The organism is Bradyrhizobium sp. (genome assembly GCF_049586575.1).
In the GTDB taxonomy this organism is placed as follows: Bacteria; Pseudomonadota; Alphaproteobacteria; order Rhizobiales; family Xanthobacteraceae; genus Bradyrhizobium.
Window position 1 is genome coordinate 1 of sequence record NZ_JBAVCF010000002.1, and the last position, 19,778, is coordinate 19,778.

22 protein-coding genes and 1 tRNA gene are annotated in these 19,778 nt (G+C 61.1%); 12 read left to right on the forward strand and 11 right to left on the reverse strand.

Annotated elements, in window-relative coordinates; all coding sequences use genetic code 11:
* The first annotated feature begins 166 nt into the window (after nucleotides 1-166).
* Both WB528_RS00015 and WB528_RS00020 read left to right on the forward strand, forming a co-directional pair.
* Complete coding sequence (locus WB528_RS00015) at nucleotides 167-946, forward strand: SDR family NAD(P)-dependent oxidoreductase (RefSeq protein ID WP_423886384.1); 780 nt, start codon at nucleotides 167-169, stop codon at nucleotides 944-946.
* A 77-nt stretch (nucleotides 947-1,023) separates the two neighbouring features.
* A complete protein-coding gene (locus WB528_RS00020; RefSeq protein WP_423886385.1) occupies nucleotides 1,024-1,818 on the forward strand; it encodes a glutamine amidotransferase in 795 nt (264 codons plus the stop codon).
* Between the two features lie 112 nt (nucleotides 1,819-1,930).
* Here the strand turns inward: WB528_RS00020 and WB528_RS00025 are convergent.
* Nucleotides 1,931-2,006, reverse strand: a tRNA-Ala gene (locus tag WB528_RS00025).
* Nucleotides 2,007-2,201: 195 nt separating this feature from the next.
* On the opposite strand from WB528_RS00025, the gene WB528_RS00030 reads away from it, so the two are divergent.
* Together WB528_RS00030 and folD are read left to right on the forward strand one after the other, a co-directional pair.
* Nucleotides 2,202-2,492: a YggT family protein gene (locus WB528_RS00030; RefSeq protein WP_423886386.1), complete on the forward strand. Its 291-nt coding sequence runs from the start codon at nucleotides 2,202-2,204 to the stop codon at nucleotides 2,490-2,492.
* A 12-nt stretch (nucleotides 2,493-2,504) separates the two neighbouring features.
* The gene (folD, locus tag WB528_RS00035) at nucleotides 2,505-3,389 is read left to right on the forward strand and encodes a bifunctional methylenetetrahydrofolate dehydrogenase/methenyltetrahydrofolate cyclohydrolase FolD (protein ID WP_423886387.1); all 885 of its coding nucleotides are present in this window, start codon (nucleotides 2,505-2,507) and stop codon (nucleotides 3,387-3,389) included.
* A 115-nt stretch (nucleotides 3,390-3,504) separates the two neighbouring features.
* On the opposite strand, the gene ppa is transcribed toward folD, so the two are convergent.
* Together ppa and WB528_RS00045 are read right to left on the reverse strand one after the other, a co-directional pair.
* Nucleotides 3,505-4,032 carry an inorganic diphosphatase gene (gene ppa / locus WB528_RS00040; RefSeq protein ID WP_423886388.1) on the reverse strand — a complete coding sequence of 176 codons (528 nt, stop codon included), beginning with the start codon at nucleotides 4,030-4,032 and terminating at the stop codon, nucleotides 3,505-3,507.
* 98 nt (nucleotides 4,033-4,130) lie between these two features.
* On the reverse strand, nucleotides 4,131-4,640 hold the full coding sequence (locus WB528_RS00045) for an N-acetyltransferase family protein (RefSeq protein WP_423886389.1): 510 nt from the start codon (nucleotides 4,638-4,640) through the stop codon (nucleotides 4,131-4,133).
* Nucleotides 4,641-4,893: 253 nt separating this feature from the next.
* Between WB528_RS00045 and WB528_RS00050 the strand changes: the two genes are divergently transcribed.
* The 5 genes from WB528_RS00050 to WB528_RS00070 all read left to right on the forward strand — a co-directional run bounded on the left by WB528_RS00050 (nucleotide 4,894) and on the right by WB528_RS00070 (nucleotide 8,423).
* Nucleotides 4,894-5,790: an alpha/beta hydrolase family protein gene (locus WB528_RS00050; protein WP_423886390.1), complete on the forward strand. Its 897-nt coding sequence runs from the start codon at nucleotides 4,894-4,896 to the stop codon at nucleotides 5,788-5,790.
* Nucleotides 5,787-6,257 (forward strand): DUF2269 family protein, encoded by a 471-nt coding sequence (locus WB528_RS00055; RefSeq protein WP_423886391.1) that lies wholly within the window; start codon nucleotides 5,787-5,789, stop codon nucleotides 6,255-6,257. The genes WB528_RS00050 and WB528_RS00055 overlap by 4 nt, the downstream gene beginning before the upstream one ends.
* Nucleotides 6,258-6,281: 24 nt before the next feature.
* Nucleotides 6,282-7,601, forward strand: a complete 1,320-nt coding sequence (locus WB528_RS00060) for an SDR family oxidoreductase (RefSeq protein WP_423886392.1) — start codon at nucleotides 6,282-6,284, stop codon at nucleotides 7,599-7,601.
* Between the two features lie 41 nt (nucleotides 7,602-7,642).
* Nucleotides 7,643-8,053, forward strand: coding sequence for a thiol-disulfide oxidoreductase DCC family protein (locus WB528_RS00065; RefSeq protein ID WP_423886393.1), 411 nt, complete (start codon nucleotides 7,643-7,645; stop codon nucleotides 8,051-8,053).
* A 133-nt stretch (nucleotides 8,054-8,186) separates the two neighbouring features.
* Nucleotides 8,187-8,423, forward strand: coding sequence for a hypothetical protein (locus WB528_RS00070; RefSeq protein WP_423886394.1), 237 nt, complete (start codon nucleotides 8,187-8,189; stop codon nucleotides 8,421-8,423).
* Between the two features lie 28 nt (nucleotides 8,424-8,451).
* Here the strand turns inward: WB528_RS00070 and WB528_RS00075 are convergent, their stop codons facing one another.
* The 4 genes from WB528_RS00075 to WB528_RS00090 all read right to left on the reverse strand — a co-directional run bounded on the left by WB528_RS00075 (nucleotide 8,452) and on the right by WB528_RS00090 (nucleotide 13,831).
* Entirely contained in the window at nucleotides 8,452-9,297 is an 846-nt protein-coding gene (locus WB528_RS00075; protein WP_423886395.1) for a DUF3883 domain-containing protein, read from the reverse strand.
* 331 nt (nucleotides 9,298-9,628) lie between these two features.
* Entirely contained in the window at nucleotides 9,629-10,897 is a 1,269-nt protein-coding gene (locus WB528_RS00080) for a flavin monoamine oxidase family protein (RefSeq protein WP_423886396.1), read from the reverse strand.
* Between the two features lie 107 nt (nucleotides 10,898-11,004).
* On the reverse strand, nucleotides 11,005-12,831 hold the full coding sequence (gene typA, locus WB528_RS00085) for a translational GTPase TypA (protein ID WP_423886397.1): 1,827 nt from the start codon (nucleotides 12,829-12,831) through the stop codon (nucleotides 11,005-11,007).
* Nucleotides 12,832-13,069: 238 nt separating this feature from the next.
* Nucleotides 13,070-13,831 carry a Crp/Fnr family transcriptional regulator gene (locus tag WB528_RS00090; protein ID WP_423886398.1) on the reverse strand — a complete coding sequence of 254 codons (762 nt, stop codon included), beginning with the start codon at nucleotides 13,829-13,831 and terminating at the stop codon, nucleotides 13,070-13,072.
* Nucleotides 13,832-14,058: 227 nt separating this feature from the next.
* On the opposite strand from WB528_RS00090, the gene WB528_RS00095 reads away from it, so the two are divergent.
* On the forward strand, nucleotides 14,059-14,412 hold the full coding sequence (locus tag WB528_RS00095) for a response regulator (RefSeq protein WP_423886399.1): 354 nt from the start codon (nucleotides 14,059-14,061) through the stop codon (nucleotides 14,410-14,412).
* A gap of 102 nt (nucleotides 14,413-14,514) precedes the next feature.
* Here WB528_RS00095 and WB528_RS00100 read toward each other — a convergent pair whose 3' ends face one another.
* Nucleotides 14,515-14,784: a hypothetical protein gene (locus WB528_RS00100; protein WP_423886400.1), complete on the reverse strand. Its 270-nt coding sequence runs from the start codon at nucleotides 14,782-14,784 to the stop codon at nucleotides 14,515-14,517.
* A 103-nt stretch (nucleotides 14,785-14,887) separates the two neighbouring features.
* Nucleotides 14,888-16,228: a TAXI family TRAP transporter solute-binding subunit gene (locus tag WB528_RS00105; RefSeq protein WP_423886404.1), complete on the reverse strand. Its 1,341-nt coding sequence runs from the start codon at nucleotides 16,226-16,228 to the stop codon at nucleotides 14,888-14,890.
* A gap of 356 nt (nucleotides 16,229-16,584) precedes the next feature.
* Here WB528_RS00105 and WB528_RS00110 point away from each other — a divergent pair, with 356 nt between their 5' ends.
* Nucleotides 16,585-16,890 (forward strand): 4a-hydroxytetrahydrobiopterin dehydratase, encoded by a 306-nt coding sequence (locus tag WB528_RS00110; RefSeq protein WP_423886405.1) that lies wholly within the window; start codon nucleotides 16,585-16,587, stop codon nucleotides 16,888-16,890.
* Nucleotides 16,891-16,968: 78 nt separating this feature from the next.
* Complete coding sequence (locus WB528_RS00115) at nucleotides 16,969-17,349, forward strand: YkvA family protein (protein ID WP_423886401.1); 381 nt, start codon at nucleotides 16,969-16,971, stop codon at nucleotides 17,347-17,349.
* Between the two features lie 120 nt (nucleotides 17,350-17,469).
* Here the strand turns inward: WB528_RS00115 and WB528_RS00120 are convergent, their stop codons facing one another.
* The gene (locus tag WB528_RS00120) at nucleotides 17,470-18,642 is read right to left on the reverse strand and encodes a TAXI family TRAP transporter solute-binding subunit (RefSeq protein ID WP_423886402.1); all 1,173 of its coding nucleotides are present in this window, start codon (nucleotides 18,640-18,642) and stop codon (nucleotides 17,470-17,472) included.
* A gap of 26 nt (nucleotides 18,643-18,668) precedes the next feature.
* Nucleotides 18,669-19,274: a hypothetical protein gene (locus WB528_RS00125; protein WP_423886403.1), complete on the reverse strand. Its 606-nt coding sequence runs from the start codon at nucleotides 19,272-19,274 to the stop codon at nucleotides 18,669-18,671.
* Nucleotides 19,275-19,778 lie beyond the last annotated feature (504 nt).

The window sequence follows — 19,778 nt, forward strand, 5'->3', positions numbered from 1 at the left end:
AGTGTAGTCAGTGCCGCATTGCAGCGGATTGCTGGTGTGATTCTGGGCCGCTTCTCATTTCTGCCTGATCCCAGCCTGCGGAAGGGTCGAAATACTTGCAGGCGGGCTGTATCCCGCTTAAGGCGTATCCTCGTCGGGTGGGCATTTATCGGCGGGCAAGAAAATCGTGACTGAGCGGGTGACGCTGATTACGGGTGCGTCGGCGGGGATTGGCGCCGAACTGGTGCGGGTCTTTGCGTCAAACGGCCATCGCGTGGCGATGGTGGCGCGACGGTCGGACCGGTTGCAGGCGCTGGCCGCAGAAATTACCGCCAAAGGCTGGGCTGTCCCGATTGCGATCCCCTGCGATCTCGAACAGACGGATGCCGGCGACAAGGTCGCCGCGGCTTTGAAGGCCGCGGAGGTCGAGGTCGAATTCGTCGTCAATAATGCGGGCTTTGGTTTATTCGGCCGTGCCATCGAGCTCGACCGCAACGAGCAGCTTGGGATGATCGCGGTGAATATCCGCGCTCTGACCGATCTGTCGCTGCGGTTTTCCGACCAGTTGATCGGAAATCGCGGCGGAATCCTCAACGTCGCGTCGATCGCCGGATTCCTGCCGGGGCCGGGTATGGCGGTCTATTATGCTTCCAAGGCCTATGTACTGTCGTTTACCGAAGCGCTGCGCGGCGAACTCGGACCGCGCGGCGTCCGCGTCACCGCGCTTTGCCCGGGTCCGGTACCGTCCGAGTTTCAGACCCGCGCCGGCATCGAGCCCGGGTTTGATTCTGCGGTGCTCAATGTTTCCTCAGCGCGTGTGGCCGAGGAAGCCTATCACGGCCTGATGGCCAACCGCCGTGCCGTGTTGCCCGGCCTCGGCATCAAGATCGTGCCGTTCATGCTGCGGCTGTTCCCGCGCGGATTCATCCTGTCGGCCGTGACCCGCTTTCAGACGCGCCAGCGCTGAAGAAGCCGGCGCAGCAACTCACGGGAAATTAACGGTCTGTTGGTAGGATCGCAGGCTTGATGCGATGAGAAGGATCAATGCCGCCTTCCGCCAAAACCGGTCTTGTGCGTGATGCCGCATCCGCCGCGACGGGACTTTGGTCGGCGTCTCCCTCGCTTCTGCCGGTCCTGATCGTCCTGCACCAGGAAACCTCGACGCCGGGCCGCATCGGCAACGCATTACGGGTGCTTGGCCATCAACTCGATATCCGGCGTCCGCGCTTTGGTGATGCGCTTCCAGTGACGCTTGCGGCGCATGCCGGCGCCATCATTTTCGGCGGTCCGATGAGCGCCAACGACTTGGATGACTATGTTCGCCGCGAGATCGACTGGATCGCGGTCCCGCTGCTCGAGCAGCGGCCGTTTCTAGGAATCTGCCTCGGCGCGCAGATGCTTGCGATGCATCTCGGTGCCCGCGTCGCGCCGCATGGCCACGGCCGCGTCGAGATGGGCTATTATCCGATCCGCCCCACGCCGGCCGGGTTGAAGGTCTCGCCGCACTGGCCCGACCAGGTCTATCACTGGCACCGCGAAGGATTCGAACTTCCCGCATGCAGCGAATTGCTGGCTGAAGGTGGTGACTTCCCAAGGCAGGCATTCCGTTTCGGGCATGCCTTCGGCTTTCAATTCCATCCGGACGCGACCTACGCGATGATGTGCCGCTGGACCGCTTGCGGCGCCGACGGCCTCGATATGCCCGGCGCCTACCCCCGCGACCAGCATTTCGCCGGACGCGCCCGCTACGACGTTGTCGAGCGCGCCTGGCTGAAACATTTTCTCGATGGTTGGCTGAGCCGCGTGCCGGAATTGGCGATGGCGGAGGCGGCCGAGTAGTCTGTTGCCTGGACTGAAAGTCTAGAAGCCCGTCGTCGCCCGTTGGGCTATGGTGTAGAGCTTTCGCTACGAGATGGCTCGCCTAGCCGAAGCAGGCCCAGCCTGCGAAGGCTGGTGGAGCCAGGCGGGATCGAACCGCCGACCTCGTCATTGCGAACGACGCGCTCTCCCAGCTGAGCTATGGCCCCATTCAGCTAGCGGTCAAACGCTTGGAAACCGCCAGCAATCGGCGCCATTTACAGTCCGCGCCAACGCCAAGTCAAGAACGGCGAAATCGTTGTTTTTCAGGCCCTTTCCCGGGAACTTCCCTTGTTTGCCCCTGACGGAACCGATATTTAGCGAGGGTCCTATCCCGCCGCCCGACCTTTGCGAGCAGTCCCGCCATGCGTGCCGTTCTCGACATCATTCTCATCGTTCTGGATCTTTACGTCTGGTTGTTGATCGCATCCGCCATTCTATCCTGGCTGATTGCCTTCAACGTCGTGAACACGCGCAACCAGCTCGTGTCGGCGATTGCGGAGTTTCTGTATCGGATCACCGAGCCTTTGCTGGCGCCGATCCGTTCCTTCATGCCCAACCTCGGCGGGCTCGATATCTCGCCGATCATCCTGATCCTGATCATCTACTTCATCGAGCGCGTGATCCAATATTATATCTATCCGAACGTTTTCTGATCGCGTGAGCGAATGACGGCGCAGATCATCGATGGAAAACGTATCGCTTCCGAGCTGCGCGCCCGCGTGGCCAGTGAGGTGGCGAGGGTCAAGCGCGAAAGCTCGCTGACGCCGGGGCTCGCGGTCGTCTTGGTCGGCCACGATCCCGCGAGCCAGGTCTATGTCCACTCCAAGCACAAACAGTCGCAGGAAGTCGGCATGGCGTCCTTCGAGCACGTGTTGCCGGAGGATGTCGGAGAGGCCGATCTGCTGGCCCTGATCGCTCGGCTGAACCGCGATCCGCTGGTGCACGGCATTCTCGTGCAACTGCCGTTGCCGAAAACCCTGAGCACCGAAGCCATCATCAATGCGATCGATCCGGCCAAGGATGTCGATGGGCTGCACCCGAACAATGCCGGGCGTCTCGCTGGCGGATTTGCCGCGCTCTCGCCGTGCACGCCGCTCGGATGCATTATCCTAAGCAAGAGCGTGCACACCTCGCTCGAGGGGTTGGATGCGATCGTGATCGGCCGCTCCAACCTGGTCGGACGCCCGCTGGTGCAATTGCTGCTCAATGAGAACGCCACGGTGACGATCGCGCATTCGCGCTCGCGCGACCTCAAGTCGCTGTGCGCCCGCGCCGATCTGGTTTACGCCGCGGTGGGCCGTCCCGAGATGGTGCGCGGCGACTGGATCAAGCCGGGCGCGACCGTGATCGATGTCGGGATCAACCGGCTGTCCGATGCCGCCGGCAAAACCCGTCTCGTCGGTGATGTCGCCTTTGCCGAGGTCTCGGAAGTCGCAGGCGCGATTACGCCGGTGCCGGGCGGCGTCGGCCAAATGACGGTGGCCTGTCTTCTGGTCAACACCTTGCGCGCGGCCTGTGCGATTGCTGGCCTGCCGAAGCCTGGGGTTTGAGATTCATTCTTCCGTGCAGGCCGGATCGCAAAACCGACTTCGCCGTCGTCCCCGCGAAAGCGGGAATGCGGGTTCGCTCGTTAGCGCTCTGCGCGCCCTGGAACGGCCGGGAAAGCTATTTCTTCGCCCGTGCGATGCCTTCGGCGATCAGCTGGTGCGCATCTTCGGCGCCGCCCCATCGCAACACCTTCACCCATTTGCCGGGCTCGAGATCCTTGTAGTGCTCGAAGAAGTGCTGGATCTGTTGCAAGGTGATTTCGGGCAGGTCGCTATAGGTCTTCACCTTGTCGTAGCGCTGCGTCAGCTTCGAGGACGGCACCGCGATGATCTTCTCGTCGCCGCCGGCTTCGTCTTCCATGAGCAGCACGCCGACCGGCCGCACGCTCATGACAGCGCCCGGAACGATGGCGCGGGTATTGGCAACCAGCACGTCGCAGGGATCGCCGTCGTTGGAGAGCGTATGTGGAATGAATCCGTAATTGCCGGGATAGCGCATCGCCGTATACAGGAACCGGTCCACGACCAGCGTGCCGGCTTCCTTGTTCATTTCATATTTGATCGGCTCGCCGCCGACCGGCACTTCGATGATGACATTGACCTCGCGCGGGGGATCGATGCCGATCGAGATCGCTTCAACGCGCATGAATGGCTCCGTGACCTGGAATGTCTTTGTCCGTCACACTTCGTGCGAACTTTTTTCGGCAATGACAGTTGAACTGCGCCGGCGATGAAGTCAGGCTCTCAATTCGTCCAGGCGAAGGCGACCTTGTCGAGCGACTTGGGCCCGAACTTCTCGGAGGATCGCGCCACCATGCGGCCGCCCAGCGCACGGTAGAACTCGGTGGCCGCTTCGTTGTCGGAAAGCGCCCAGATCACCATGCTCTTCAGGCCGCTTTGCAGCAGGTCGCGCCGCGCGGCCGAAAACAGCCGGCGGCCGAAGCCAAGGCCCTGAAACTCCGGTCGCAGATAAAGCTCGTAGATCTCGCCTTCGAAATGCAGGCTGCGCGCCCGGTTGCGCCCATAATTGGCATAGCCCGCGACCTTGTCGCCGAACACGAGCACGCTGACACGGCTGCCTTTGCGGATCGCCGAATCCCACCAGTGCGGGCCACGGCGGTTGATCAGTTTCTCCAGCTCAGCGCCGGGAATGATGCCCTGGTAGGCCGCGCGCCACGCTTCGTCATGGGTGGAGGCCACCGCAGCCGCATCAGCAGCCTTGGCCGGTCGGACCTCGATCAGGGTTGTGCTCATGAGCCAATCAAAGCAAGTCGGCGGGCTCGCTTCAAGGTCTATCGTTAATTATCGGTTAACCTGTGGATTTTCTGCATCACCTGGCGCGGAGGTGTGCCGAAAGCGGACAGTAAAAGGCATTTGGGGCCGCGTTTTGCGGAATGGACGCGCCCGTCCAAGGTTCTTAACGTTGACCACACGGTACGGGGCGCAGGATTTGATTCGCTGTGAACGATCCTGGGCGTCTCGTTTGCGACGCGGTCATGGGGGCTCAATGTTGTCGCTCAAGACTTTTTTGGTGCCGGTACTGTTGACGACGCTGTGGACGGCACGCGCTGCCGCGGAAGGCGGCTTCGGCCCGCAAGGCGCGGAAGGCGAGCCCAATCGCGTGCAAGCCTGGCTGGTGCCGTCGCCCGATCCGAAAGTGGCGTCGCACGCCGTGCTGTTCCGGCCGCCGGGTGAGGGCCCGTTTCGCTTGGCGGTAATTGCGCATGCTTCCACTGAGAATGTGCTGCTTCGCGCGCAAATGCCGCAGCCCCAATACCGTCCGCTGGCCTCGCTTCTGGTGGCGCGGGGCTATGCCGTGTTGGTGCCGGAGCGTCCGGGCCACGGCGCCACCGGCGGCCCTTATCTGGAAGACCAGCTTGGCTGCGACGAGGCCGACTATGTCCATTCGGGGCGCGTCACCGCCGAGGAAATATCCACAGCTCTGATCTATTTGCACGGGCAACCCTTCATCCGGCATGACGGCGCGCTGGTCGTCGGGCATTCCGCCGGCGGATGGGGTGCGCTGGCGCTCGCCGATGCCGATCCAACTGAGGTCTCCTCCATCATCGTTTTCGCGGCCGGCCGGGGCGGCCACGCCAACGGCTTTCCCAACCAGATTTGCGCGCCGCATACGCTGGTGGCGGCGGCAGGCGAATTCGCCCACGGCGCGCGCGTCCCCGTCAGCTGGCTGGTCGCCGCCAATGACAGCTATTTCTCGCCGGAAGTCTCGCGGAAGCTGGCCGATGCGTTTCGCGCCGGCGGCGGCAAGGTCGATTTCCGCGTGCTGCCTGCCTATGACGGCGAAGGCCACTGGATGGCCGAGACCGAGAATGGCGTTAAACACGCCGCCGCCGAACTCGATCGCGCGCTGAAGGGGCCGTCGGTGCGAACGAAAAAGCCATGACGATCTACTTGATCGTCAAATATCTGCACGTTCTCGGCGCGATCGTGATTCTGGGAACCGGCACCGGAATTGCGTTTTTCATGTTGATGGCTCACTTGAGTCGAGATGTGGCCTTTATTGCGCGCACGGCCGCAGTCGTCGTTACCGCCGATATGATATTCACTCTAAGCGCAGTGTTGCTGCAGCCGATTAGCGGCGGGTTTCTGATGGCGCTGGACGGAATCGGCCTTCATGAGCGTTGGCTCCTCGCGTCGCTTGTTCTCTACGCGATCGCCGGATTGTTCTGGATTCCCGTGGTTTTCATGCAGATCGAGATGCGAAACCTGGCACGGGCGGCCACAGGACGTCATGAGCCGTTGCCAGCGCACTATTTCACGCTGTTTCGCCGCTGGTTGGTGTTCGGCATTCCCGGTTTTGGTTCGGTCATGATCATTCTCTGGCTCATGATCGCCAAGCCGGACTTTTGAATTGGCCGCGGGTGATACGGAAACATGGACAGTTCGCGGAAAATCCTGATCCTTGGTGCGTCCGGCCTGATCGGACGATTCCTTACCGGGGACCTGCGCCAACGAGGCTTTGGGGTGGTCGCGGTCGCGCGAAAATTTGCTGCCTCCCAGGTCTCGCAGGCGCTCGATCTTGAGATGCCCCTGCTGGCGATGGAGGCATCTGCACTGGCGCGGTTGATCGGCGAGCACGCGATCGATGTCATCGTCAATTGTCTCGGCGTGTTGCAGGATGCTCCAGGAAACGACGCCCGCGCGGTACATCGCGACTTTGTCGAGCGCCTGTTGAGCGCGATCAAGGCGAACGGTCGCGTCATTCGTCTGATTCATTTCTCAATTCCAGGCTCAGCGAAGGACGATCACACCGCTTTCAGCGCCACCAAGCGCGAAGGCGAACAGATGATCGCGGCCTCCGGCATTTGCTACGTGATCCTCCGGCCCGGTTTTGTAGTCGCGCCTGCGGCCTTCGGTGGCAGCGCCATGGTGCGTGCTTTTGCGGCGCTGCCGCTCGCGCTTCCGGCAGCCGAGTCCGCCAAGCCGTTCCAGCCTGTGATGATTGAAGACGTGGCCGCAACAGTCGCCTGGCTCGCCTCTCGCGATGTCGAGGACGGCAGCGTATCCGGCGTGACTTGGGATCTGATGCAGCAGCAACCGGTCACGTTAGGGGAGGTAGTCTCCTCGTTTCGTCGCGCGTTCGGCACCAGCGACTGGCCTTGCATCCGGCTGCCCGGCTTCCTGCGCGACATCGGCGTGAAATTGGCCGATCTCGTCAGCTGGCTTGGCTGGAAGTCGCCGATGCGCCGCACCGGCATTGTCGAACTGCGCCGCGGCGTGACCGGCGATCCCTCGGCATGGATCCGCGCAACCGGCATCGTACCGGCCGAACTCGACGGCACGGCGTTGCGCGCTGCGACCATCCAGGACAAATGGTTTGCGCGGCTTTATCTGATCAAGGCGCTAATCGTCGCAAGCCTGGTGGTGTTCTGGACGGTCTCGGGATTCATAGCCCTGTTCATTTCCTACGACGCCGCTGCCGGCCTCCTGCGCTCGCATGCCTTTCCGTCCATGCTGGTCGCGCCGATCACCGTGCTCACCAGCCTGATGGATATGACCATCGGCGTGTTGATCGCATTCCGGCGGACCTGTGGCTTCGGCCTGATCTGGGGAATTCTGGCCTCGCTCGGCTATATGATCGCAGCCGCGATCCTGACTCCGGACCTCTGGATCGAGCCACTCGGCGCGCTGGTCAAGACGGGGCCCGCCATCGTGCTCATGCTGGTCGCGCTTGCTACGCTGGATAGCCGGTAGCGTTTTCAAGCGAAGTAGGAACTGGAACGGAGGCGAATGAAGTGAGCGGCGCATGGCCCGACGACGACGTGATCCTCTACGACGGCGTCTGCGTGTTCTGCTCGCGCTGGATTCGTTTCATCGCCACCCGCGATACGGACCGGCGCTTTCGCTTCACCGCGATCCAGTCGGCCTACGGCACGCGTCTGGCGCAGGCCTTCGGTATCGATCCCGATGATCCCGATACCAACGCTGTCATTCATGGCGGCGTTGCCCATTTCAAATCCGATGCGGCGCTGACCGTGCTCTCGCACCTCCCGGGCTGGGGCGGGGTCCGCGCGCTATTCGCCGTGCCAAAACGCTTTCGGGATGCGATCTATAATCTCATCGCGAGGAATCGCTACCGGATTTTCGGCAAGTATCAGCAGTGCTTCGTGGCGGATGCGGCGATGCGGGACAGGGTGTTGGAGTAGGGTTTTAGACGAATTATTTTTCCTCTGTGACGCTTGTCTCAAATCTGGTCCCCTAACGTCGTCGAGACATTAATCAAACCGGAGCGTCAACTAATGCCAGCAACTCTGTGGGCCGCGAACGCGGACGAAATCGATGACCTCATCATTTGGTTGGACAATCATCCTGACCACGTGGACTCGTTGTCCCGTGACGCCCGTAGCGCAGTGGTTAGTGGAATTTTTGCGAAACGCGGAAGCGTTCCCGTCCTCCGCTGCCGTTCCCGAAGGGGCGATAGATGTGCTTGACGCGCTGATCGGGGACTGGACCGAAGTGTTGACCGCCCACGACGAGGGTTTTCTCGCAGAATTAAAGAAGGCTTCGATGGAATAGGAGATGTAGGTAAAAGCAAAAGCTCTCGCTACGAGAATGACGCTTCATAGCTAAGAGGTGAAAGATGGACGAGTTTCTCTAGCGGCGGCACCAGCTCGAACATCCGCGGGCGGATAGAGAAATCAAAAACACGACACAGCCGAAATGCCTCAGGCCGTTCGGAGGAAAATGATAGTTCATTCCTTGTGATATAGAAGGGCGTTGTATCGGAACCCACCGTTGTCTTTACCTCAAGGAATCGCTCTTTCCCTGTTTCGTCAAAAGACAAGATATCATAGCCGGCTCCGTCGCCATCCTCCTCTGAGGTCCATTTGATTTTCTTGGCGAGGTCAGGCCGATCCCGTCGCTGGAGTCGCTCCCGCTCGAATTGAATAACTAATTCTTCACCGTCGCGCCCAAGTTTGCGATTTCGGAAATCGCGGTCAACCGGATTGAATTTGCGCACGAGCCGCTCAACATCCTCTCTCCGCGGGTTTGCAGGTAGAAGCGCAGGAGGTGTCTCAACGAATAGTCCGGGACGCTCCGCGAAGCCGGTGACCGCTCTCTCCGGATGCAATGCAACCGGATTTTGCGATATGTAACGATCAATCGCCGCGGTAATTGCTTTTTGGAAATTCGCTGCAGGGAGATAGCCCCTCATGCTGGGGAGTCCGAGTAGCTGAAGCACCGCCGAAATATTCCGGTGTTTGAATTCAATCGACGCTTCACTTCGATCGATCTTGCTCCGAAGGAAGCGATTATGCTGGGCCTTATTGAAAGGAGTGCCAGCGGCCTCGTCGTTGAGCATAAAAAAATAGTCCGAAACAATGAGATCAAGTTCCTCACCGGTCCAATTGCGTCGTTCCGTGGGTTCTTCTGACATCGCAATCAGCATTATCTGCGTCGTTCGTGAATTCGGACGAGCGATATTATTGGATCAAGGTCGTATTTGTTACTGTACCATTCGACAAATTCAAAAGGCGATTCGTCTGATCGCCAGTGATCAACCAAACACCCTTCATCGATGCCGGCATCTTCTATCGTTATGCAGTAAATTTGAAGAAGACGCTGGTCAACCGTATCGCGCCAATCGCCATAGGATTTAGCTGACGTTGAGGACTCCATAGGATTCTCCGCCTAGCGCCAACTCGGCTCACCGTCCGCATTATTTGAAGGATAGATTGCCGGGTCGAGCCCGGCAATGAAGAAAGCGCGGAACGCGGCCGTCACCCCGCAGCTATCGAAACCATCACCTCCTTCGCCGCCCGCTCCCCCGAATCCCGCGCGCCGTGCGCGGTGGAGAAAAAGTTCGGCGAGGTGGCCTCTCCGGCAAAGAACAGCCGGCCGTCAACCGGCGCGGCGAGCATGGCACGGTCGCCAGCGTGGCCGGGCAGCGCGTGCGAATAGGAACCGCGCGCGAACGGATCGTGCGCCCAGCGCGAATGGATCAGCGGCTTTAGTCTGGGACGAAATTCCGAGCCGAGCATCGCCACGATCTCGTCGACCGCTTGCGCAGCCATCGCGCCCTTGCCGGCGTCTTCCAGCTCGCGCGCAAACCGGCCGCCGAAAAAGCCTTCGATGCAGGGTTGGCCGAAAGGACGCAGATGGTAGCTGCCCATTGCCGTGCGCATGGTGGCGCCGCGCAGATTGCCGTCAATCGGCAGAGCGTCAGGCTGATCCAGCGCCAGCACTATTTTGTCGGCAAGGCCGAGCGGCAGGCCGCGCGCGGCATCCACTTTGACAGGGAGTGCGGGGTAAAAACGAATCGATTCCTCGGCGATCAGATTGGTCGGCACCGTGACGATCACCTTGGCGGCGGAAAGCGTGCCCTGCGACGTTTCGATCCGCAGGCGCGGACCTGAATGATCGATCAGGGTGACCTTGGTATTGACCGCGCGCGGGCAGGGTGCGCCATAGGTCAAAACCAGCAAGCCGAAGCCGCGCGGCACCCGCCAGTTGATGCCGGTGTCTTCGTAGGCATCCATGTCGAGAATCGAGACCCGGTCGAGCTCGGCGCCATTAACGTAAGTCGAGATCGCGTCGATCATCGGGTTCCAGCGATTGCCGGGCTCGAGACAGGCGCTGGCGGCGCTGTCGCGGCCGCCTTTCGCGGCTACCTCGGCGCGGTCGTAGAAATCATCCAGCGCTTCGATAAAATCGGCGCGCTCCTTCGGCGGAAAGACCGCATCAAAACCCTGCTCGCGCCACGGCGGCCGGGTCTTGTCGATTTCGAAATCCAACTGTTCGGCGATCCGGACGAACGAATTCCGATCCGCCGAATGCAGCCAACCGCAGCCGAGATCGAAAGTAATGTTGGGCACGGCGAGGGGGGAGTCGCCGCCGCCGGTCACAATAGTAAAGGCGCGTCCGCCGAGGCGGTAGCGCGCCTCGAGCACGATTGTAGAAAGGTTAGAGTTTTCCAGCGCCCGCGCCGCGCCAAGGCCGGCGGCGCCCGCACCGATAATGGCGACATCGACGGAAGAGGGGAGGGACATGCGCAAGGCGAACGGTGAGAGCAAAGTAGCGAGAAGGGTATCGGAAAGCGAACCGGACGGGAACAGCCGTATTCGCTACTCCCCATTCGCCCTTTTGCCCACTTTCGTTACGCCACCGCCTGCTTGGCTTTTTCCGCGCGCTTGCGGTCGTTGGCGTCGAGGAACTTCTTGCGCAGGCGGATCGACTTCGGGGTCACCTCGACCAGTTCGTCGTCCTCGATATAGGCCAGCGCCTTTTCCAGCGTCATCTTGATCGGCGGGGTCAGGCGCACCGCTTCGTCCTTGGACGTGGTGCGGATGTTGGTGAGCTGCTTGCCCTTGAGCACGTTGATCTCGAGATCGTTGTCGCGGGTATGTTCGCCGACGATCATGCCCTTGTAGACCTTCCAGCCGGGCTCGATCATCATCGGGCCGCGGTCTTCCAGCTTGAACATCGCATACGCCACCGCCTCGCCCTGATCGTTGGAGATCAGGACGCCGTTGCGCCGGCCCTGGATTTCGCCCTTGTAAGTCGCATAACCGTGGAACAGGCGGTTCATGATCGCTGTGCCGCGGGTGTCGGTGAGCAGTTCGCCCTGATAGCCGATCAGGCCGCGGGTCGGCGCGTAGAACACCAGCCGCAGGCGATGCCCGCCGGAGGGGCGCATCTCGATCATCTCGGCCCTGCGTTCGCTCATTTTCTGCACGACGACGCCGGAATGCTCCTCGTCGACGTCGATCACGACTTCCTCGATCGGCTCCTGCCAATCGCCGGTGGCGTCGTCCTTCTTCAAGACGACGCGCGGACGTGACACCGAGAGCTCAAAGCCCTCGCGCCGCATGGTCTCGATCAAAATCGCCAGCTGCAATTCGCCGCGGCCCGACACTTCCATGGAATCCTTGTCGTCGGCCTCGGTGACGCGGAGCGCCACATTGCCTTCGGCTTCGCGCAGCAGGCGGTCGCGAATCATGCGGCTCGTCACCTTGTCGCCTTCGGTGCCGGCGAGCGGTGAATTGTTGACGATGAACGACATCGACACGGTCGGCGGATCGATCGGCTGCGCCGTCAGCGGCGTCTCGACGCTCGGATCGCAGAAGGTGTCGGCCACCGTACCCTTGGTCAGGCCCGCGATGGCGACGATGTCGCCGGCCTCGGCTTCCTCCAGCGGAGTGCGCTCGATGCCACGGAAAGCGAGAATCTTGGTCAGGCGTCCCTGTTCGATCAGCTTGCCGTCGGCTGACAAGACCTTCACCGCCTGATTCGGCTTGATCGAGCCCGACGTGATGCGGCCGGTGATGATGCGGCCGAGATAGGGGTTGGCTTCCAGAATGGTGCCGATCATGCGGAACGGCCCGTCTTCGACGGTGGGAGCCGCGACATGGCGCTCGATCAGGTCGAACAAGGGCTGCATGCCCCTATCCTTCGGACCTTCCGGGCTCTCCGCCATCCAGCCTTGCTTCGCCGATCCGTAGAGAATCGGAAAATCAAGCTGCTCTTCGCTGGCATCAAGTGCCGCGAAAAGATCGAACACTTCGTTGATCACTTCCGTCGGCCGTGCGTCCGGCCGATCGACCTTGTTGATGATGACGATCGGCTTCAGTCCGACCTTGAGCGCCTTCGACACCACGAACTTGGTCTGCGGCAGCGGGCCTTCGGCCGCATCCACCAGCACCAGCGCGCCGTCCACCATGTTGAGGATGCGCTCGACCTCGCCGCCGAAATCGGCGTGGCCTGGCGTGTCCACGATGTTGATGCGGGTGTTTTTCCACTGCACCGAAGCGGCCTTGGCCAGGATCGTGATTCCGCGCTCGCGCTCCAGATCGTTGGAATCCATGGCGCGCTCGGCGACCTTCTGGTTTTCGCGGAAGGTGCCGGACTGCTGCAACAGGCGGTCGACCAGCGTGGTCTTGCCGTGATCGACGTGGGCGATGATGGCGACGTTACGAAGGTTCATTTTTACTTCTTCTGCGTCAGACAATAAGGGAGCGCGATCTCACCGGAAAACCGGGACCCACTTTTCCGGATCACGCTCAAAACCCTGGATTTTGATCGGGCGCTTGGGCGCCCAAAAAGGAAGGCCGGCCAAAAGGACCGGGCACGCCTCTACTGCGGCGCAATATAGTCAGGAATCGCCGAAAAACAATCGCTTATTGGCTGTTTGGTTAGCCGATTTGGCGTTAATTCGCGCGCCGTTAGCCCCCAGAGGCCTGTTCGCTCGGGTAGACCCCGCGCAGGACCTCCTCGAAGTGGTTTTTGACAGATTCGTTACACTGGCAGGCCCGCAGCCGTAGCCCCTCGGGGTCGCGCACGACGATCGAGCCGCGGCGCGTCTCCACGATGCGTTCGGCCTTGAAGGTCTGGATCACCCGGCTGGCATAGCTGCGGCCGACGCCCAATAGTGTCGAAAGCTGCTCATGGGTCAGCGGCACGATGTTGTCGCCTTCGGTACGCTCCATCGCCGAGATGATCCATTTCGCCGTGCGCTGCTCGATCGAATGAATGGCATTGCAGGCGGTCGACTGAAACATCTGCGCGAGCAGGCAGTCGGCGTAGCGTGCGAACACGTTGCGCAGCGTAGCAGAAGCCGCCTTGGCAGCATCGAGTTTGCTGATCGGCAGGTGGACGAACGGTCCGCCGAACTTCACGGTGATCCGCGTATAGGCGGGGAGATAGCCGAGGCTGACGATGCCGCCGACCGCGCCCTCGCGGCCAACCAGCACGGTCTCGACGTCGCGGCCGTCTTCATTGGCAACGAGATAGGACGCAAGGCTCGCGCCACAGGGAAAGTGGACAGTGTCGACGTCATCACCGGGATCATAAAGCAATTCGTCAGAAGCAGACTCATCCGTCGAGAGATGCGGCGCGATCAACGCGAAATCCGGCTCGCTCAGCCGTCGCAGCAGATTGTTGTTCGGCCGGTCGCCGCCGCGCCCGGGACTTCCCTGTGAGATCATCTGCAACAACCTTCTCTCGGTCCATTCCTCGCGGCTCCCACAATACCGACGAGGGTTTCCTGGTTCCGTCCACTAGTGCACAGACAACGGGCGAGCGATGTGATGGTTTCAGGCGGGGAACAAGGGGCGGCTTCTCCGATGCATCCCGGCAGAACTGTCATGCCGTAACTTATGCCCCGCAAGCCGGAACCTTTGTTGGCGTGATGGACAATGTTGCGAGTGGTGGCATGCCCGACGATGTCCTTATCGTCGAGGACGATGCAATTATCGCGCTGGACTTCGAAGACACAATTCTCGGCTTCGGCGTGAAGACGGTCCGCACCGCGGGAAATGTCAGCCGCGCGCTTCATCTGATCGCCGAGCGCGCGCCGGCTTTTGCGCTGCTGGATATCGGATTGGTGAAGGAGAAGAGCTTTGCGATCGCCGAACGTCTGGAGGCGCTCGGCATTCCCTTTGCTTTTGTCAGCGGCTACGGCGCCGATTCCGCGCTTCCCGCCGCATTCGCCGAAAAGCCGAGATTGCCGAAGCCCTGCACGTCGATTGCGCTTGAGGCTGTGTTGCGGAGTTACGCGTCTCGTTAATGTGACGGTGGGCCGGCTGCGCGTGTCAAACGCGGGCCCGCAATGAAAATTCGGCAGGCCACCTGTGGCCTGCCGACGCAACTTCGGTAGAGCGCGGTGGATTTAGCCGGACGGGCGGATATTCGGGTCGATGCCGCCGGTTCTCGATCGGTCGAAAATCGGCTCCGGCACCCAGCCGTCATTATAGAACAAGGGTGCAATCGCCGGCCCCTGATTATACGCGCCGCGAAAGACCCGGTTTCGGTAGGCAGGGTCGGTATAGACCGGGCCGTGATAGCCCGGACCATAGGCGCGGTCGTATTGAGCGTAGGCCGGAGCAGCCAGCGTCATGGCAACAGTCGCCATGGCCGGGATCACAAGCTTCAGTCGCATGATGGTCTCCTCGTCTTAAAGCATGGAGACCAACTTGGCGCCGCAGGGTTCCGTTCCCGCTTGCGCATCTGTTACGGCACACCTTGACGTGATGGATGGCGGCTCAGGTTCCGGTCACCCGCAGCGCAGCGCCCGCACGTTGCAAATTCTGCGAGGTAATCATCAGAAGCGTCTTTCGGTCGGCCACTGCGTGATGAAATTGCGATAGTGCGATGTTGAAGGAGGTCAGCGCGCCTTCCTCGATTGCGCCATGCTCGAAACTTTGCAGCGTATCGCGCAGGATATTGTCGGCCTCCGCCTGCATCTGGTCGAGCTCTTCGATGGAATCGCTGTGGCGCGCGGTTGCGATCATCTCAAGGAGCCGCTCGCGCAGCGTCGAGTTGTTGCCGCGCTCGTCCTTCTTCAGGTAGCCCGCAAACCATGCGCCGATCGAACCCGTCGCCGACAACCCCATCAGGCCCCACCAGATGAAGTCGCTGTAGCGGTCGAGGAAGGTCTTTTCCTCGCCATCGACAAAGGCTGCCGCACCAGGATGCACCGGGATAAATGCATCCTTGTCGGTATCGGGCGTCTCGATCTTCGCCGCCAGCGGAAACTCGCTCATTACCGTTTGCCGGACCGCGAAGAGCTGCCGCGTGAAGGCAGCGACCGTGGCGTCCGAGAGATCCTTGCGGGCCACGATATGGTGCGAAAAGCTGATCGTCTTGACCTCGTCCTCCGGCCGGTCGGGCGAACCGCCAAACGCGCCGGCAGGAATTTCGGAGGCCTCGTACATCGGATGGTTCTGCGCGATCGCCTCCGCCGAATCGATCGGAAGGAAAGTCGGCGCCTTGCCGTCATGCGTCGAAGCCGCGATCGCCTCTGACGTGATCTTGCTGTTGACCGGCCCGGCCGCGAGATAGGCATCGGCCTTTCGGTTGCGGATCGCGTCGGCCGCCTCGCCCGCCGGAAACTGGATGACATCAACCTTGTTCGGATCCAGGCCATATTGCCGCAGAATCACCTTTAGCAGATCGACATTGGCGGGCGTGCGGCCCACGACGCCGATGCGGCGTCCGGCAAGCTGCGCAATCTTGGTGATTTTCGCACCCGCCTTCTTGCCTTTCATCGCAGGCGGCACCCACAGCACTGCGACGTTCTTGCGCAGCGTCGCCACGGCTTGCGCGTTTTTCGGCACGTTCAGATCGCCGCGGACGATGGCAAGATCGGCCTTTCCTTCGGCGATCATCTGGGCGCTGGCGGTCGCGCCCTCGGTCGGGATCGGCCGCAAGCGGATCTGGCTGTGGGCCTGGACGAAGGCCTGGCTCAAGGCCTGAACGACCTTGAGGTCGTCGCTGCCCGCTGGCCCTACGGCGATCCGCAAGGCGACCGGGCGCACCGCGAAGTAATAGCCGGCGGTCACAATGCCGATGATGGCAAGTACCCCGGCCAGCACAATGAACAGCACGCTCCGCCGCGCCGGGAAACGGGAGGATGCCGATATCGGGGGTTCGGCCGGGCTTGCCGGCGCCGTGTCGAGACCGCTTGCCATTGATCAGGAAAAATTCAGGTCCAAGGAGATCTGTGCATCCGGTTAGGCCGCAAGTGTAGCAAGTTTGGCGCTTTTCCCTGAGTCACTTCGCCGTCATGGTTACCCGTGTTACAGCAGATCCTTCAGCCATGCCCGGGCGGCCAGCCCCGATTCACAAGTACATCTGGTTGATCTAACAGCGCCTTTTTAAGGGCACGGCCGCCGTTTATGCGGATCGTCCGGACCGGTTCGGTGTTAGATAGCTGTTGGTTCAAGCCATGGAGGCCATTGTGATGGAGCGGTTGTCGGTGGAGCTGAGGAAATCGGCGCTGAAAGGCTTGCCGGGCTGGAAGGAAGTGGCGGGTCGCGAGGCGATCGAGCGCACCTTTGTGTTCAAGGATTTCAACGAGGCGTTCGGCTTCATGAGCCGCGCCGCGCTGGTGGCCGAAAAAAGCGACCACCACCCGGAATGGCGCAACGTCTACAAGACGGTCGAGGTCGTTCTTGCCACTCACGACGCCGGCGGCGTGACCGTGCGCGACATCGAACTGGCCAAGGCGATGAATGCGATCGCCGCCCAGTTGGGCGTCACCTGAGACAGCCCGCAATTTTTCCAGAGCTTGCAGGATCGGCGCGACATCCCCAGCTAGGCGGATTGAAGGAGGGTGCGGCGCATGGTTTCGGAACATACGATTGGATTTGAGCCGGCCGACAGTCTGGCCAAGGATCCAGAGAGCGTCCGCAAGCGCTTCTGGTCAAAGTTCAAGCGGGTCGCAGCAAGGCTGCCGTTCGCCGAGGATCTGCTCAGCGCCTATTACTGCGCCTTCGACCGCCAGACGCCGCGTCATGTCCAGGCGGCACTGCTTGGCGCGATCGCCTATTTCATCCTGCCGTTCGATTTCATCCCGGACATGCTGCCGGTGCTCGGCTTCACCGACGATGCCGCCGTGCTCGCCACCGCGATCCGTCTGGTGGCGACCCATATCACGCCGGAGCATCGCGAGGCCGCGCGCGCCGCATTGAAGCGGACTGCTGAAGCCGGGGTTCGACCGTAAGGCTGTGCCTCGGTCGGTAAAATCGTTCGGGCTGAGCGGACCGGATCGATCAAACGTCAAGGGCCTGACTGACGTCAGGCCCTTGGTCGCTCTCCCTGTACTTGTTTTCTGCGCCGTTATTTATCGCGCTTTAGGTGTTGCCTGGGCGTGGGCGTTCTGTTCGGCCTCCCAGGCCTTGAACTGCTTGAACAGCGCTTCCTTGTCGGCTTCGGACGGCATCTTTCCGGTCGCCGAACTCTGCTTGAGGAAATCGTCAAACCGGCTGCGGGTGATCGGCTCGATCCCGTGCGAATCGAGCCACTGCTGGGCATACGGCAGACGCTGCCAGCCAGCGAGCGGAGCCGCCAGCGAAACCTCTTTCCACTTCGGGTGGAAGGGTGGGTTCTGGAACTGCGGGAATTTCGTGAAGAAGGCATCCACGAAGTTCGTAAGCTTGCGGTAGCGGTCGGTGTTGGGCGCCCAGTTATAGGCGGCGAGCAATGCCGGCACCGCGATGGTGTCGACCGACTCGCCTTCCGCGATCAGGTTCGGATAGTCCTTCGAGGTGAGGGTGGCCGGCAGGTAATCGCCTTGCAACGGCTTTTCATAGTCGACCTTCACGAGGTGGAAGCGGCCATCGTTGTTGAAGTTTGAGACCGACTTGTAAGGCTTGCCGCCGACGACGATCACGGCGTCGATCTCGCCCTTCTTCAGTTTCTCCATCGCGATGCGCTGCTCGATATAGAGCCAGTCGGCCTTGAGCCCGAGCCGTTCGGCCACCGTCAACACGGTGACGAAGGTGCTGCCATTCGGCAGATCGATGCTGACTCGCTTGCCCTGGAGGTCCCTCATGCTGTTGATGGACTTCGGAGCGATGATCTGCATCTCTTCATTGTAGAGCTTCGTCACATAGGTGAACTGCTTCTTGATGTCCTTTGCGAAGCCCTTGCGCTCAAGATAGTCGAGCGTGTCGGCGCGGACGATGCCGATGTCCACGCCTTGCAGGAACAGGATATCGGCGACGCTCTGAACGGAGCCGCGCCCGACGATCGGAAGTACGCGCAACTTGTTTCCGTCGTCGAGCACGGAGGCCAGGTCGGCGCCGATTTGCACGTAGGTGCCGCCGATGGTCCCTGTGATCAGCGTCACCGTGTTCTGATTCAGCGCTTGCTTGGTCTGTGCCGAGCCGAACTGGAAGATGGCCTTGAGGCTGTCTGAGACCTTCGCCGGGTCATATTCGGCCTGCTCAGCGCGAGCCGCAAAGCCAAGCGCCATCATCGTGGCAACGAGTGCCAAACCAATCAAACGTCGCATTTTTTTCCTACCCCTGATGAAGACGACTATTGCAATTGACTGAGCCGACGCTGCGCATCGACCGAGCCGAGTTGGGCAGCGCGCTGGTACCAACTGCGTGCCTTCGCCGGATCCGGAGTGATGTTGCGGATATCCTGCGTTCCCAGCACCGTCGGGTCGTAAGTCTGCGCCAGCATCAATGCCGCGCTCGCCTCCTGCGCCTCCGCAGCCCGCTCCAGCAGCAGGCGGGCAGGCGAAATATCGCCCGACGCGAGCAGGGCCTTTGCCCGGCTCATCAGCGTGGCGAGTTCGTCGCTGTCGATCTTTCTCGCCGGTGGCGCGACGGCGACGGGAGCTGCTGCTACGGCCGCAACCGCAGCCGTGGGCTGCTGGATTTCTGCCGCGGGCTGGCTTTGATGCGCCGTCCTGAGCGCGAGCGCGATTTCATCGCGTGACGGCGGTACGGCAGGAGCGACCGCCAGGGCGGGCGTGGTAGCCGCGACAGCTGCCACGGCCTGACGCGGCGGCATTGTCGGCGCCGTCTCCGGCGGCGTTGTTGAAGCCGATTTGAGGTCCGCGGTACCCATCAAGGACGCTGTTGCGTTGGCAAAGACAGTGAAGGGATTTTTGACGGCCACGAAAGTGGCAATCATAGCCGCAACCGCAAATGCCGCGGTCTTCAACAGTCGCGATCTGCCTTTTCGCGGGCGTGCGAATTTCGACGATCGCAATTCTTCGTCTGCGCCAGACAGAAAGAGTGGAACGGAATCTTCGGGAAGGAATTCCTCGCGTGTCGCGACCGACCGTGAGGAATGGCGTGATCTTACTTGGGAACCGAAAGCGTCGAGATCGACCGGTTCGGCATACCGATTCTCGTATGAATCATAATCCGATTCATACGGAGTCTCATAAGGACTATACCTTGTCCCCTGCGCCATGGTGATGCCTCCCGTTACTACGCTACATCGGGCATGCCGGCATCAGTTTATCGGCCCGTGCCCGTTACTGAGAACCGCTAAAACGCATTTTGAATCCGACCAAAAAGCGACATTCATGATCTCGATTTGGGAGATATCTTGATTTTAATTAGGCATTTCGGCGCAACGTGTCCGATGCTTCGTGAGCAATCTGCGGCTGAAATGAGGAAAACCCGTGGC

Coding starts and splice junctions, on each gene's coding strand:
- WB528_RS00020 (WP_423886385.1), top strand. CDS start 1,024: ATGCCGCCTTCCGCCAAAACCGGTCTTGTGCGTGATGCCGCATCCGCC.
- WB528_RS00030 (WP_423886386.1), top strand. CDS start 2,202: ATGCGTGCCGTTCTCGACATCATTCTCATCGTTCTGGATCTTTACGTC.
- folD (WP_423886387.1), top strand. CDS start 2,505: ATGACGGCGCAGATCATCGATGGAAAACGTATCGCTTCCGAGCTGCGC.
- ppa (WP_423886388.1), bottom strand. CDS start 4,032: ATGCGCGTTGAAGCGATCTCGATCGGCATCGATCCCCCGCGCGAGGTC.
- WB528_RS00045 (WP_423886389.1), bottom strand. CDS start 4,640: ATGAGCACAACCCTGATCGAGGTCCGACCGGCCAAGGCTGCTGATGCG.
- WB528_RS00050 (WP_423886390.1), top strand. CDS start 4,894: ATGTTGTCGCTCAAGACTTTTTTGGTGCCGGTACTGTTGACGACGCTG.
- WB528_RS00055 (WP_423886391.1), top strand. CDS start 5,787: ATGACGATCTACTTGATCGTCAAATATCTGCACGTTCTCGGCGCGATC.
- WB528_RS00060 (WP_423886392.1), top strand. CDS start 6,282: ATGGACAGTTCGCGGAAAATCCTGATCCTTGGTGCGTCCGGCCTGATC.
- WB528_RS00070 (WP_423886394.1), top strand. CDS start 8,187: ATGACCTCATCATTTGGTTGGACAATCATCCTGACCACGTGGACTCGT.
- WB528_RS00075 (WP_423886395.1), bottom strand. CDS start 9,297: ATGCTGATTGCGATGTCAGAAGAACCCACGGAACGACGCAATTGGACC.
- WB528_RS00080 (WP_423886396.1), bottom strand. CDS start 10,897: ATGTCCCTCCCCTCTTCCGTCGATGTCGCCATTATCGGTGCGGGCGCC.
- typA (WP_423886397.1), bottom strand. CDS start 12,831: ATGAACCTTCGTAACGTCGCCATCATCGCCCACGTCGATCACGGCAAG.
- WB528_RS00090 (WP_423886398.1), bottom strand. CDS start 13,831: ATGATCTCACAGGGAAGTCCCGGGCGCGGCGGCGACCGGCCGAACAAC.
- WB528_RS00095 (WP_423886399.1), top strand. CDS start 14,059: ATGCCCGACGATGTCCTTATCGTCGAGGACGATGCAATTATCGCGCTG.
- WB528_RS00100 (WP_423886400.1), bottom strand. CDS start 14,784: ATGCGACTGAAGCTTGTGATCCCGGCCATGGCGACTGTTGCCATGACG.
- WB528_RS00115 (WP_423886401.1), top strand. CDS start 16,969: ATGGTTTCGGAACATACGATTGGATTTGAGCCGGCCGACAGTCTGGCC.
- WB528_RS00120 (WP_423886402.1), bottom strand. CDS start 18,642: ATGCGACGTTTGATTGGTTTGGCACTCGTTGCCACGATGATGGCGCTT.
- WB528_RS00125 (WP_423886403.1), bottom strand. CDS start 19,274: ATGATTGCCACTTTCGTGGCCGTCAAAAATCCCTTCACTGTCTTTGCC.